Raw genomic sequence first — 12,780 nt, forward strand, 5'->3', positions numbered from 1 at the left:
TCCGAGACAGGGGTCGCTGGAGTGAAGGCCTCCGGACACGCCACCAACCAACGCGCCCGAGGGGGCGCGGGCAAGGGGAGAGGGGCGTGCGCGCCCCTCTAAAAAATGTAGAAGTCCCAACGAAGAAAGAGGCTCCAAAGGAGCCTCTTTCTTCGTTAGGACTGGGCGGCTTTGAACCGCCGACCTCTACCGTGTCAAGGTAGCGCTCTACCCCTGAGCTACAGTCCTGTGTGGGGTGACGCGTTCGCGTCGGGGACGGGTAGGTATCGCGCCTTTGGCCCCGGGTCAAGGGGTTTGGTGGCGGCGCTGTCTGGTGATTCGTGAGCCGGCTCGCGGATGGAGGCGAGCTGCGCGGCTTCGAAAATTCACGAGCCACGTTTGACAGCCCAAAGCCCCCCTGCCACGCTGGTTTCGAGGATGTCCCGCGAAGCCAGCGCAAGCGTCTGTTTCGTGCCCCAGGACCCCGCGCGGGTCTCGGGCGCCGATGCGACGTGCGCGGGACGCTCGACCTTCTCGACTACGACTACGACTGAGCAGTGATTCGCTGCCCCGGTCTGGTCGATGCGATCGCAGTGGTCGTCTGGACTTCACAACCCGGGGCGGAGCGACGACACTCGCGCCTCGCGGGCGCGACCCCCTTTGGAGACCCGACATGGCCTCGGAGCACGACCAAGAAATCAAGCACATGATCGACCCCTCGGTCCCGGAGCTGTCCAAGCTCGAGACCCTGCGACACAGCGCCGCCCACGTGATGGCCGACGCGATCAAGCAGCTGTGGCCCGACGCCAAGCTGGCCTTCGGGCCCCACACCGAGGACGGCTTTTACTACGACATCCAGATGGACCACCGCCTCTCGCCGGACGACTTCCCGGCGATCGAGGACAAGATGAAGGCCATCGCCAAGGCCCGGCACCCCTTCGAGCGCGAGGAGGTCAGCCGGGACGCCGCCAGGGCGCTGTTCGAGGCGGCGGGCGAGGACTTCAAGGTCGAGACCATCGCCTCGATCCCCGAGGACGCGACGCTGACCCTGTACCGCTCCGGTGACTTCGTCGACCTGTGCCGGGGCCCGCACGTCAAGGAGACCGGGGCCGTCCGGGCCTTCAAGCTGCTGCGCGTGGCCGGGGCCTACTGGCGCGGCAACGAGAAGGGGCCGATGCTCCAGCGCCTCTACGGCACGGCCTTCGCCGACAAAAAGCAGCTCAAAAAGCACCTCGCGGCCCTCGAGGAGGCCAAGAAGCGGGACCACCGGAAGCTCGGCGTCGAGCTGGGCCTGTTCCACTTCGACCCCATCGCGCCGGCGAGCCCCTTCTTCACCGAGCGCGGGGCGACCATCTACAACTTGCTGCAGGAGTACGTCCGCAAGCTCTACCGCAAGTACGACTACGGCGAGGTCATCACCCCGCAGATCTTCGACATGGAGCTGTTCCGCACGAGCGGACACTACGATCACTACAAGGACAACATGTTCTCGTCGGAGATCGACAACCGCGAGTTCGGGGTCAAGCCGATGAACTGCCCGGGCCACTGCGTGCTCTATCGTCAGACCCGCAAGAGCTACCGCGAGCTGCCGATCCGCATGGCGGACTTTGGTCGCCTGCACCGCTACGAGCGCGCGGGCGTGACCCACGGCCTGACCCGCGTGCGGACCTTTTGCCAGGACGACGCCCACGTGTTTTGCCGCCTCGATCAGCTCGAGCAGGAGATCGAGTCGGTGACCTCGATGATCCTCGAGACCTACGAGGCCTTCGGCTTCGAGGACGTGGAGATTGAGATCTCCACGCGCCCGGACAGCTACCTCGGCGAGCTCGAGACCTGGGATCGGGCCGAGAAGGCGCTCGCCGACGTGCTCACCCGCCAGGGCATCAACTACGCCATCAACGAGGGCGACGGGGCCTTCTATGGGCCCAAGATCGACTTTGGGGTCCGCGACGCCCTGCGCCGTCCGTGGCAGCTCGGCACCTGCCAGCTCGACTTCCAGCTGCCCGAGCGCTTCAAGCTCGAGTACGTGTCGGCCGACGACGCCCGGGCGCGCCCGGTGATGATCCACCGGGCCATGCTCGGCAGCCTCGAGCGCTTCTTCGGCGTCTACCTCGAGCACACCGCGGGCAAGTTCCCGACCTGGCTCGCGCCCGTGCAGATCGCCATCTTGCCGATCACCGACGCCCACGCCGAGTGGGCCCGCAAGGTCGAGGCGGCGTGCAAGGCCGCCGGCCTGCGCGTGACCACGGACGACCGCAGCGAGAAGCTCGGCCTCAAGATCCGCGAGGCGACGCTGCTGCGCGTGCCCTACATGCTGGTGCTCGGCGACAAGGAGGTCGAGGCCCAGGGCGTGGCGCCGCGGACCCGCGACGGCAAGACCGGCGCGCTCGAGTCCCTCGAGGACTTCGTGGCCCGGATCGCCGTCGAGGGATCGGTCCCCGGCTGAGCAGCCCGCGGAAACCCCGGGAGACCCGTCGAGGGCAGGGGGGCAGCTTGCCCCACCTACCCTGCCCGGAGGACCACTCTGGGCGGCTCTGTGGCGGGTTTGGCCCAGCCGCGCGCCCGATAGCGCGCAGCTAGCGGGCTTTGGTGGGCTTTGCCGGGCCTTGCCGGGCCTTGGCGGGGTGGTGCCCCCAACGCCCGCCCAAACTCACTCGCCTGCCCACGCCTGGACGGGCTTGACGAACGCCCCCGCAGGGGCCAACGTGCACCCGACCCGGCCGGAAACCCAATTCGGGTATTGGCCGGGTCTTCGAGATTTTTTCAGGAGAACGAAACAATCGGACGCAAACGTTCAAAGCCCGCACCCCGCAAGAAGGAGACCCACCGAGTTGGTCGGCGCATTCGAGTTCGCGAAGTCCGCGTGATCGATGCCGACGGATCCTCCTTGGGCATCCTGGCGACCCAGGACGCCATGCGGCGCGCAGACGAGCAGAGCTTGGAGCTGGTCGAGGTCAACCCCAAGGCCTCCCCTCCGGTCTGCAAGATCATGGACTATGGCAAATTCAAGTATGAAAATGCCAAGCGCGAGCGGGACGCCAAAAAGAACAAGAAGAGCCAGGAGCTCAAAGAGGTCAAGTTCCGGCCCAAGACCCACGATCACGACTTCACCTTCAAGGTGAAGCACGCCCGGCGCTTCCTCGAGGACAACAACAAGGTCCGCCTGCTCGTGCAGTTCCGCGGCCGCGAGGTCGTCCACCCCGAGACCGGTCGTGACGTGCTCAACCGCGTGATCAAGGAGGTCATGGACCTCGCCACGGTCATCCAGGTGCCGTCGATGGAGGGCAACCGGATGAGCATGATCCTCGCGCCCAAGGCTCGCCGGGACGTGAACGCCAAGCCAGCACCGGTCATCGAGCGCGCCCCAGCTCCGGAGCGATCGACTCGGCGGACCCGGGCTGCGGGCGAGAGCAAGCCCACGGGCCCTCGCCCGACGAGCGACGACACCGGCGCTCCCGAGCCGGCCGCGGACCAAGACGAGGCTGCGGAGCCCTCCGCGGAGACCGCGCCCGTCTGAGCGGGGCCTGAGGGCTCTGCCGCTTCTACCCCCTCAAAGGCCCCTCGAAGGCCCCAGCTGGTCCCACAGACTGGTTCGGGGCCTTCGTCTTGGGGACGGCGCGAACGCCGGAGAGGGACCAAACTTGGCCCCCAAAGCAAAGCCGCCCGTCCCCTTGCCCAGCGCCACGCTTCGGTGTAGACAACCGACCCCCTGCACGCCTTCGAGCTCCGAGGGCAACCTCAGAGGACAAGCCATGCCCAAGATGAAGTCCCACAGCGGTTCCAAGAAGCGTTTTCGCTTCACCGCTTCCGGTAAGGTCAAGCGGAAGCACTCGCACAAGAACCACATCCTGACCAAGAAGGGCCCGACCCGCATTCGCCGGCTTCGCGGCATGACGGTCGCGTCCGAGCCCGATCAAAAGCGCATCAAAGAGATGCTGCCCTACGGAGCGAAGTGAGCCATGCCCCGCGCCAAACGAGGATTTAAAGCCCGCCGTCGCCGCAACCGCATCCGCAAGTCCGCGAGCGGTTTCCGCGAGGGTCGCCGCACCATGTACCGCCGCTCGGTCGAGGCCGTCCACCACGCGTGGATGCACGCCTACACCGGCCGCAAGCAGAAGAAGCGGACCATGCGTCGTCTGTGGATCGTCCGCATCAACGCGGGCGCCCGCCAAAACGGCCTCACCTACAGCCGCATGATGGCTGGCTGCAAGAAGGCCAACATCGAGCTCGACCGCAAGGTCCTCGCCGACCTGGCGATCGTCGATCCCGCCGGCTTTGCCAAGGTCGTCGACCTGGCCCGCGCTGCGCTCTGAACCCCAACTCGACGTGCAGGAAGACCCGGGCCCTACGGCTCGGGTCTTTTGCGTTGGTTTTGGTCGGCCAGCTGGGCTGATAGTCTCCGCCCGCCGACGTACCCGATCTCTTCCTCGAACCACCGAGATTCACCATGGCGAACGACAGCACCCCCAACACCGAAGACCTGCTGCGCGAGCAACAGCAGGCCTTTGAGGCCGCGCTGCCCGAGGTCGAAGACGACGAGGGCCTCTACGCGCTGCAGGTCCGCTTCCTGGGCAAAAAGGGCTCCATCACCAAGCTGCGCAAGCTGATGGGCAAGGTCCCCCCGGACCAGCGCCGGGCCCTCGGCCAGGCCTTCAACGCGGTCAAGCAGACCGTCGAGGGCGGGATCGAGGCGCGCAAGCTCGAGCTCGTCGAGCTGGCCCGGGCGCGAGAGCTCGCCCGCCGGGTCGACCTGAGCTTCCAGCCTCAGCGGCGCCGCGCGGGCTCGGGCCACCCCGTGCTCAGCACCCGTCGGCAGCTCGAGCAGGTGTTCCGGCGTCTGGGCTTCGACGTCCTCGACGGCCCGCACGTGGAGGTCGAGGACTACAACTTCGATCGCCTCAACTTCGAGCCCGACCACCCCGCGCGGGACATGCAGGACACCTTCTTCATCACCCCGCCCGAGGGCGTGGAGGCAGGCGAGGGGGACTCCTCGCCCTCGTTCGTGCTGCGCACCCACACCTCGCCGGTGCAGGTGCGGACGATGTTGAGCCACCCGCCGCCGATCAAGATCGTCGCCCCGGGCACGGTGTTCCGCAACGACGACGACCCGACCCACTCGCCGATGTTCAACCAGATCGAGGGGCTCTACGTCGACCGCGGGGTGACCATGGCCGACCTCAAGGCGACGCTCTACGCCTTCGTCGGGGCCTTCTTCGGCGAGGGCCTCGAGGTCCGCTTCCGGCCCAGCTTCTTCCCCTTCGTCGAGCCCGGGGCCGAGTTCGACATGCAGTGTCCCTTCTGCCGCGACGAGCACACCGGTGAGAACGCGGGCTGCGGCCTGTGCAAGCAGACCGGGTGGATCGAGATCGGCGGGTCCGGGATGGTCCACCCCGCGGTGTTCGAGGCTTGCGGCATCGACTCGAGCGTCTACACCGGCTGGGCCTTCGGCTTCGGCATCGAGCGCATGGCCATGCTTCGCTACGCCGTCCCCAACCTCAAGCACTTCTTCGAAGGCGACCAGCGCGTCCTGGAGCAGTTCCCATGCTGATCTCGTGCAACTGGCTCAATGAACTCCTGGCCGGCGCGCCGATCGTCGTCGGTCCGAACGCGGGCGAGCTCGCGGACGGCAAGGTCTCCGCCGAGGCCATCGCCGACACCCTCACCAGCCTCGGCCTCGAGGTCGAGGGCGTGACCCACTACAGCCTCGACGGGGTCATCGTCGGCGAGCTGCGCTCGGTCGAGAAGCACCCCAACGCCGACAAGCTCAACCTCGTCCAGCTCTTCGACGGCAGCGAGCTCATCCAGGTGGTGTGCGGCGCCAGCAACCTGCCCGAGCCCGGCGGCAAGGTGGCCTTCGCCCCCGTGGGCACGGTGCTGCCCGGCGACTTCAGCATCGGCGCGCGCAAGGTCCGGGGCGTCGAGTCCTTCGGGATGATCTGCTCCGAGGTCGAGATGGACATCGGCGCGGACGGGGAGGGGATCTTGGTGTTGCCCGAGGATTGGCCGGCCGGCGCCAAGCTGAGCGACCAGATCCCGGGGATCGTCGACACGGTCATCGAGATCGCCGTCACGCCCAACCGCCCCGACGCCCTCGGGCACATGGGCGTGGCCATCGACCTGGCCGTGGCCCTCGACAGCTCCACGCAGACGCCGGCGCACTGGAAGGGCGGCGAGCTGCCCGTGGACGCGGGCCTGGTCGAGCTGCCCGCAGGCGACCGCTGCGGTCGTTACCTCGGCTACGCCCTCGAGGGCGCGTCCGTGGGGACCTCGCCGGACTGGCTCCGCGTTCGCCTGCACCGGGTGGGCCTGCGCGCCATCAACGACGCCGTCGACATCACCAACTTGGTGCTCATGGAGACCGGCCAGCCCATGCACGCCTTCGACCGGGCCAAGCTCGCCGAGGGCCGCGTGGTGATCCGCCAGGCCGCGGCGGGCGAGCCCATGACGACCCTCGACGAGACGGCCATCGAGCTCGTCGAGGACGACCTGGTCATCGCCGACGCCTCGGCGCCCCAGGCCCTCGCGGGGGTCATGGGCGGGGCCCAGTCCATGGTCGACTCGGGCACGAGCACGCTGCTCCTCGAGATCGCCTACTTCGAGCCCAAGGGCATCCGGCGCAGCGCCAAGCGCCACGGCTTCCACACGGACTCGAGCCACCGCTTCGAGCGGGGCGTCGACGACGACGGCAAGCTCGAGCTCGCCGCCCGCCGGGCCGTGCACCTGTTCAGCGAGCTGTGCGGGGCGAAGGCCGTCGCCTGGGCCGAGGCCACGGGGGAGCGCCCCCAGCCGCCGGTCATCGAGCTGCGCGCGAGCCAGGTCGAGGCGCTGCTGGGCCTGGAGATCGCCGCCGAGGAGACCGCCCGCATCCTCGAGGGCCTGGGCGTCCACCTCGAGGCTGTCGAAGGCGCGAGCGAACCGAGCTGGCGGTGCACGCCGCCGAGCTTCCGCCCGGACCTGACCCGCTCCGTCGACCTCATCGAGGAGGTCATGCGCCACCACGGCCTCGAGCGCATCGTCGCCAAGCACAACCCGGTCCGCGAGCTGCCCACGCCCATCCCCGAGGATCCCCAGCGGACCCTGGCCGAGGGCCTGGCGGCGGCGCTGCGCGGGGAGGGCCTGCACGAGCAGCTGTCCATGGCTTTTTGCAGCGAGCAGGCCCTCGAGCCCTTCACGGCCGAGGTGCCCAAGGCGCGCATGGTTCGGCTGACCAACCCGCTGCGCAGCCAGCTCGCGGTCATGCGGACCCACATGCTCCCGGGCCTGCTCGACGCGGCCACGGTCAACCGGGCTCGCCACGATCGTCCCGTGGGCTTTTGCGAGCTGGGCCGGGTCTACGCCTGGCCCGAGGCCGCGGTCGAGGCTGGCGAAGGCCCGACCGCCGAGGTCGACGCCCGCTTGCCGCGAGAGTCGACGCGCCTGGCCGTGCTCCGCGGCCAGCAGGTCGAGGGTCCCCGCGAGGGCGGCCTGGCCCGGCAGGTGCTCGGTGACCTGCTGTTCGCGCTCGAGGCTCAGGGCATCTGGGCCGAGCCGCGGGTGAGCGGGGAGGGCGTGTCCTGGCTCCATCCGGGTGTTCAGGCTGGTCTGTGGGTCGAGGACCGCCAGGTCGGCGTGGCCGGAGAGCTGCACCCCGACCTGCGCGCAGGCCGGAGCCTGGGTGAGGCGAGCGAGTTCGAGCTGGCCTACGGCGAGCTGTGGCTCGAGGCCCTCGCGGACGTCGAGGTCGCCTACGCCGACGCGCCGCGCTTTCCGTCCTCGGCCCGGGATCTGTCCTTGGATCTCAGCGATGCGATCTCGGCGTGCGACGCGATCTCCGCGATCCGCACGGCCTACCTCGCTCGGGACGCGGGGGAGGGCGACGATCCCGTTCGCCTCGCCTCGGCCGCCGACGCCAGCGGCTTGCGCGGCGGGCTCGAAGCGCGGGAGGACTACCGCGGCGCTGGGGTCGAGGACGGGCGACACGCGCTCTTGCTGCGCCTGCATTACCGCGCCCAGGGCCGCAGCGTGACCGACGCAGAGGTCCAAGCTCTTCACGATGCCGTGGTCGAGTCTGCCTGCGCCGCGCTCCGCGAGCGGGATCCTGGGCTTCGCGTGCGCTGATCTCGCGCGAGATCACCTTCGCTTTGTCGAGGCCTGGGGGCGCCGCTCCCCGGCCTCGACCATCACTCGCATGGAGATCTAATTTTTTCAACGATCACAAAGGCTTGCACGCGAGCTCGAAGCGCGCGAGGATCGGCGCTGGAGGAACGGGATGACCAAGGCTGACATCGTCGACAAGGTCTGTGATCGCGTCGGTGGCTTCTCCAAGAAGGAGGCCGCCGACCTGGTCGACCAGGTGTTCGACACCATGAAGCAGGTCCTGGAGACCGGGGAGAAGATCAAGATCTCCGGCTTCGGCAACTTCGTGGTGCGGGACAAGAAGCCCCGGCCCGGGCGCAACCCGCAGACCGGCGACGAGATCACGATCGAGGCGCGGCGAGTGCTCACCTTCAAGCCCAGCAACGTCCTCAAGGTCGCGCTGAATTCGGGCGAGTGATTCCGAGCATCGGGCGATTGACCCCGGATTCTCTCAGGGGAGGCCCGTTCCAGGCGCCACCGACGAGACACGAGATTGACGAGCGATAGCGACAAAAAGCGCGCGGCTGGGTCCAAAAAGACCTCGAAGAAGAAGGCCGCGAACAAAAAGGCCGCGGCCAAAAAGGGCAAGCGGTCGACCAAGAAGACGTCGAGCCGACGGCGGGGCGCGAGCGCCGACAGCCTCGAGCTCGGGACGGACAAGCTCTACTTCAAGATCGGCGAGGTCTCGGACATCGTCGGCGTGGCTGCCCACGTGCTGCGCTACTGGGAGACAGAGTTTCCAATCATCAAGCCGCAAAAGTCCCGGTCTCAGCAGCGGGTCTACCGGCGCAAGGACGTCGAGAACCTGCTGCGCATCAAGCACTTGCTCTACGAGCGCAAGTTCACCATCGCGGGGGCCAAGCAGGAGCTGCGCGGAGGTGCAGGCAAGGTGCAGCCGGCGACGGTCAGCGGGGTCTACAAGGCGCGGCAATCCCTCGCTCGGGTCCGCGAGCACCTCGATCTGCTCGCGGCGGCGGTCCGCTCGGATCCCGGCCCGGGCCACCTCGCGGCCGATCCCTCGGCCTTCGTGCGCGAGGCAGGTGGTGCCGCGGGGGTCCGGGCGCAGCGAGAGGGGCAGGAGTCGCCGGCGCAGAGCCAGCCTAGCCAGCCCTTGCTCGACCGGCCGCCGCGGAGTCCCTACGGCGAGTGAGGGGCCAGCCGAAGGCCCCGTGGGAGGTCACTGAGATCCGCTCTCGGCGCCGGTGTGACTTCTTCCTCGTCCAGTTCAGGGCAATTCTCGAGCTTCTGGCCTTGCACCCCCGGCCCCGAGTTGATATCCCCCCGTTCCCGCCGGGGCGTAGCGCAGTCTGGTAGCGCACTTGACTGGGGGTCAAGGGGTCGAAGGTTCGAATCCTTTCGCCCCGACGACGGGAGACGGTCCTTCTTCGGAAGGACCGTTACTTTTTAAGCTGCGCACACGGACGCGGCAGAGCGCGCACTCTCCCAGGCGCAAATGCTGCCTGCGCAAAATCCGGTGAACGCCGGGAAAGTTGCTCCGCCCGAGACCTAGCGCGCACGAAATCGCGGCCAAACCAGCCTATAACCGCCGTCGTGAGCCGCCCTCTAATCCTGGTCTCGAACGATGACGGTATCCGCGCGCCGGGCCTGCGGGTTCTGGCCGAGCTCGCGGGGGAGTTCGGCGATGTGCTCGTGTGCGCGCCGACCTCCGAGCGCAGTGGCTTTAGCCACGCCATCACCTTGCGCTCTTCGCTGCGCAGCGAGCCCGCCCCCGAGTTTGGTCGCAACTGGTACGCGGTCTCCGGGACCCCCGTGGACTGCGTCTACCTGGCGGCCCTGCACCTGTGCGAGCGCCCCCCCGACCTGGTGCTGTCCGGGATCAACCCCGGCTACAACCTCGGCGCCGACGTGTTCTACTCGGGCACGGTCGGAGCCGCGCGCGAGGGCCTGATCCGCGGGAGCTCGGCGCTGGCCGTGTCCGTCGAGCCCGGCGGCGCGCCCCAGCTGGCCGCGCCCTTCGTGCGCACGCTGGTGCCCATGCTGCTCGAGCGCTCGGCCACGGGGGAGCGCCACCTGCTCAACCTCAACGTGCCCTGCGAGGCCCACGGGGGCCTCCGGGTCACGCGCCTGGGTCACCGGCGCTACGAGGACAAGGTCGACGAGCGCCAGGATCCGAGCGGGCGGCCCTACTTTTGGATCGGCGGGCCGCCGGCCGAGCACGACGCGGGCGCGACCGAGGATCTGGGCGCGGTGGCCGAGGGCTTCGCCGCGATCACGCCCCTGGAGCTGGACATTACCGCCCCCGAGATCGATGACTGGGCCCGCGCTCTCAACCCCGAGTGACCCCATGTCCGACACGCTGTCCATCGACACCCCCGCGGCCCCCGACACCGAAGCCCTGCGCGCCCGCGTCCGCGAGGCCATCCGGAGCGTCCCCGACTTCCCCAAGGAAGGGATCCTGTTCCGGGACATCACCCCGGTGCTCGCCGACGCCGAGCTGTTCCGCGCCGCCTCGGCGCTCCACCACAGCCACGTGGCCGACCTCGCCGAGCAGGTCGACGTCATCGTGGGCATGGAGTCGCGGGGCTTTTTGTTTGGGCCGATCCTCGCCCAGCAGCTCGGCGCGGCCTTCGTGCCCGCCCGCAAGCCGGGCAAGCTGCCGGCCGCGACCGTCGAAGAGCGCTACGCCCTCGAGTACGGCGAGAACGCCCTGCAGATGCACGCCGACGCCTTCGCCGAGGGCGCCCGGGTGCTCGTCGTCGACGACTTGCTGGCGACCGGCGGGACCGCGGCGGCCACCGGGCGGCTCATCGAGCGCCTCGGCGGCACCGTCCTGGCCTACCTGTTCCTCATCGAGCTCGACTTCCTGAACGGGCGCGAGGTCCTCGGCGGGGCTCGGGTCGAGGCCGTGCTGCACTTTTAGGGGCTGCCGGCGCCGAGCTCAGCGCGTCAGGGGCTGAATCGCGGCCCACAGCGCGGCCGGATCGTGAAAGGCGGGCGTATCCATGGCCTCGAGGCGGTGGACCTCGTCGACGATCCACCGGTTGATCGGACACGGCGCCCCGGCGGCCTCCGCCAGCCGCACGAGCTCGCCGTTGAGGGACTCGATCTCCGTGCGCTTGCCGGCCTCGAGGTCCTGGAGGGTGCTCGAGCGCGCCCGCGGATCGATGGTGATCAGCGACTTGGCCACGCGCAGGACGACGGCGTCGGGCAGCGGCAGGAGCCAGGCGATCAGCCGGGACGGGAGCTTGCCGATGGTCGCCGGGCGCTCGCCCGCGGCGGCGTAGATGCGCAGGCCCTCGCGCATGGACGCGGCGAAGCTGCGGCGCAGGTCTCGGGTCCGCACGGAGGTCGCGATGGACACCCCGGACAGGGCACAGATCGCGTTGTTGAGGTTGAGCAGGAGCTTGCCGGTCTGCACCGATCGCATGTCGGCGCGGCGCTCGAAGGGCATGCCGGCGGCCTCGGACAGCGCGGCGAGTCGGGCCAAGAGCGCGCGCTCGTGGGCGGAGGAGCCCGTCGCGCTCATCAGCGGTCCGCTCGTCGCCTGGTGGTAGACGGCGCGGCCGTCCTCGTCGACGCGGTTGACGTTGAAGCTGACCATGCCGGCGACGGCGGGGAGCTCGAGGGCGGCGATGGTGTCGGGGTTGCGCAGGCCGTTTTGGAACGAGACCACGGGACGCCGCGCGGCGTCGGGGAGGGCGACGAGGGGCTCGCAGGCGCTGCGCGTGTCCTTGGACTTGACGCACAGCAGGATCAGCTCGGTCGCGGCGAGGGCCTGGGGATCGGTGACGAAGCGCAGGCGATCGGGGGTCTGGGGGACGCGCTCGCCGTCGAGGCTGGCGGCGTGGAGGATGCCGGCCTCCGCTTCTGCTTTGCCGCGGGCGCGGCTGAGCACGGTGACCTCGGCGCCCGCGTGGGCCAGGCGCAAGGCCACGTGCACGCCGATGGCCCCGGCCCCGATCACGCCGACGTGCAGGGCGCTCACGGCTGGGCCTCCGGCGCTGGCGGAGTTGGGGGTGTCAGCGGGAAGGGCCGGACGTCGAGGGCGTCGAGGGCCCAGCGGTCCTGCTCGTGGGCGGCCAGCAGCAGCCCGGCGCCCTCGGCCAAGAGCGCGCGCATCCAGGCGAGCAGGCCCTCCCGGGCCTGGGTGTCGAGGCCGGCGAAGGGCTCGTCGAACACGTAGAGGGCCGCGCGCCCCGGGACGAGGCAGGCAGCGGCCAGGCGCCGGCGCATGCCCACGCTGTAGGTCGTGGCCAGGTGGTCGAGGGCCGGGCCGAGCTTGGCGAGGGCCTCGGCGCGCTCGAGGCTCGCGGGGCTGAGATCCCCGAACACCTCGGCGTGGAAGCGCAGCAGCTCCCGACCGGTCAGTCCGGCGGGGTGCTCGGTCTCCTGGGGGAGGTAGCGCAGGGCCGCGCGCGCGGCGATGGGGGCGGCGTCGAGGACGTGGCCGCCGATCTCGACGGAGCCGGCGTCGGGGATGACCGTCCCGCACACGCACCCGAGCAGCGTGGACTTGCCCGCGCCGTTGGGCCCGAGCAGGGCGACCGCTTCGCCGCCGGCGACCTCGAGATCCAGGCCGTCGAGCACGGCGCGGGTCAGGTAGCGCTTGCTCAGGCCACGGGCGCGCAGGGGAGGGGCGGACATTCGCCAAAAAATACCCCTGGTCCGCGGGTGAGACGAGGGATCAGGGTCCACCCGCGGCCAGAGGTAGCGACTCGAAGCGGC

General features: G+C 69.5%; 12 protein-coding genes and 2 tRNA genes. 11 read left to right on the plus strand and 3 right to left on the minus strand.

What is annotated here, in order from left to right; genetic code table 11:
- Nucleotides 1-156 precede the first annotated feature (156 nt).
- A tRNA-Val gene (locus PPSIR1_RS14085) sits at nt 157-228 on the minus strand.
- Between the two features lie 424 nt (nt 229-652).
- Here PPSIR1_RS14085 and thrS point away from each other — a divergent pair.
- The 11 genes from thrS to PPSIR1_RS14140 all read left to right on the plus strand — a co-directional run bounded on the left by thrS (nt 653) and on the right by PPSIR1_RS14140 (nt 10,975).
- The gene (gene thrS / locus PPSIR1_RS14090; RefSeq protein WP_006971755.1) at nt 653-2,425 is read left to right on the plus strand and encodes a threonine--tRNA ligase; all 1,773 of its coding nucleotides are present in this window, start codon (nt 653-655) and stop codon (nt 2,423-2,425) included.
- A 333-nt stretch (nt 2,426-2,758) separates the two neighbouring features.
- A complete protein-coding gene (gene infC / locus PPSIR1_RS14095; protein ID WP_086001323.1) occupies nt 2,759-3,496 on the plus strand; it encodes a translation initiation factor IF-3 in 738 nt (245 codons plus the stop codon).
- Between the two features lie 235 nt (nt 3,497-3,731).
- Complete coding sequence (rpmI, locus tag PPSIR1_RS14100) at nt 3,732-3,935, plus strand: 50S ribosomal protein L35 (protein ID WP_006971757.1); 204 nt, start codon at nt 3,732-3,734, stop codon at nt 3,933-3,935.
- 3 nt (nt 3,936-3,938) lie between these two features.
- Nucleotides 3,939-4,292: a 50S ribosomal protein L20 gene (rplT, locus tag PPSIR1_RS14105; protein ID WP_006971758.1), complete on the plus strand. Its 354-nt coding sequence runs from the start codon at nt 3,939-3,941 to the stop codon at nt 4,290-4,292.
- A gap of 134 nt (nt 4,293-4,426) precedes the next feature.
- Nucleotides 4,427-5,527 carry a phenylalanine--tRNA ligase subunit alpha gene (gene pheS, locus PPSIR1_RS14110; protein WP_006971759.1) on the plus strand — a complete coding sequence of 367 codons (1,101 nt, stop codon included), beginning with the start codon at nt 4,427-4,429 and terminating at the stop codon, nt 5,525-5,527.
- Nucleotides 5,521-8,076 carry a phenylalanine--tRNA ligase subunit beta gene (pheT, locus tag PPSIR1_RS14115; RefSeq protein ID WP_006971760.1) on the plus strand — a complete coding sequence of 852 codons (2,556 nt, stop codon included), beginning with the start codon at nt 5,521-5,523 and terminating at the stop codon, nt 8,074-8,076. Before pheS ends, pheT begins: the two co-directional genes overlap by 7 nt.
- A 151-nt stretch (nt 8,077-8,227) precedes the next feature.
- Nucleotides 8,228-8,512 (plus strand): integration host factor subunit alpha, encoded by a 285-nt coding sequence (locus PPSIR1_RS14120; RefSeq protein ID WP_006971761.1) that lies wholly within the window; start codon nt 8,228-8,230, stop codon nt 8,510-8,512.
- A gap of 75 nt (nt 8,513-8,587) precedes the next feature.
- The gene (locus PPSIR1_RS46045; RefSeq protein WP_006971762.1) at nt 8,588-9,244 is read left to right on the plus strand and encodes a MerR family transcriptional regulator; all 657 of its coding nucleotides are present in this window, start codon (nt 8,588-8,590) and stop codon (nt 9,242-9,244) included.
- Nucleotides 9,245-9,385: 141 nt separating this feature from the next.
- Nucleotides 9,386-9,459: transfer RNA gene (locus tag PPSIR1_RS14130), tRNA-Pro, on the plus strand.
- A gap of 186 nt (nt 9,460-9,645) precedes the next feature.
- The gene (gene surE / locus PPSIR1_RS14135) at nt 9,646-10,395 is read left to right on the plus strand and encodes a 5'/3'-nucleotidase SurE (RefSeq protein ID WP_045115988.1); all 750 of its coding nucleotides are present in this window, start codon (nt 9,646-9,648) and stop codon (nt 10,393-10,395) included.
- A 55-nt stretch (nt 10,396-10,450) separates the two neighbouring features.
- Nucleotides 10,451-10,975: an adenine phosphoribosyltransferase gene (locus PPSIR1_RS14140; protein WP_045116006.1), complete on the plus strand. Its 525-nt coding sequence runs from the start codon at nt 10,451-10,453 to the stop codon at nt 10,973-10,975.
- A gap of 18 nt (nt 10,976-10,993) precedes the next feature.
- Here PPSIR1_RS14140 and PPSIR1_RS14145 read toward each other — a convergent pair whose 3' ends face one another.
- Nucleotides 10,994-12,040, minus strand: a complete 1,047-nt coding sequence (locus tag PPSIR1_RS14145; RefSeq protein WP_006971766.1) for a 2-dehydropantoate 2-reductase — start codon at nt 12,038-12,040, stop codon at nt 10,994-10,996.
- Entirely contained in the window at nt 12,037-12,699 is a 663-nt protein-coding gene (locus tag PPSIR1_RS42685) for an ATP-binding cassette domain-containing protein (RefSeq protein WP_006971767.1), read from the minus strand. The genes PPSIR1_RS14145 and PPSIR1_RS42685 overlap by 4 nt, the downstream gene beginning before the upstream one ends.
- Nucleotides 12,700-12,780: the final 81 nt, after the last annotated feature.

The sequence above is a fragment of the Plesiocystis pacifica SIR-1 genome (assembly GCF_000170895.1).
Lineage (GTDB): Bacteria > Myxococcota_A > Polyangia > Nannocystales > Nannocystaceae > Plesiocystis > Plesiocystis pacifica.

Coding starts and splice junctions, on each gene's coding strand:
- PPSIR1_RS42685 (WP_006971767.1), bottom strand. CDS start 12,699: ATGTCCGCCCCTCCCCTGCGCGCCCGTGGCCTGAGCAAGCGCTACCTG.
- rpmI (WP_006971757.1), top strand. CDS start 3,732: ATGCCCAAGATGAAGTCCCACAGCGGTTCCAAGAAGCGTTTTCGCTTC.
- PPSIR1_RS14120 (WP_006971761.1), top strand. CDS start 8,228: ATGACCAAGGCTGACATCGTCGACAAGGTCTGTGATCGCGTCGGTGGC.
- rplT (WP_006971758.1), top strand. CDS start 3,939: ATGCCCCGCGCCAAACGAGGATTTAAAGCCCGCCGTCGCCGCAACCGC.
- pheS (WP_006971759.1), top strand. CDS start 4,427: ATGGCGAACGACAGCACCCCCAACACCGAAGACCTGCTGCGCGAGCAA.
- pheT (WP_006971760.1), top strand. CDS start 5,521: ATGCTGATCTCGTGCAACTGGCTCAATGAACTCCTGGCCGGCGCGCCG.
- thrS (WP_006971755.1), top strand. CDS start 653: ATGGCCTCGGAGCACGACCAAGAAATCAAGCACATGATCGACCCCTCG.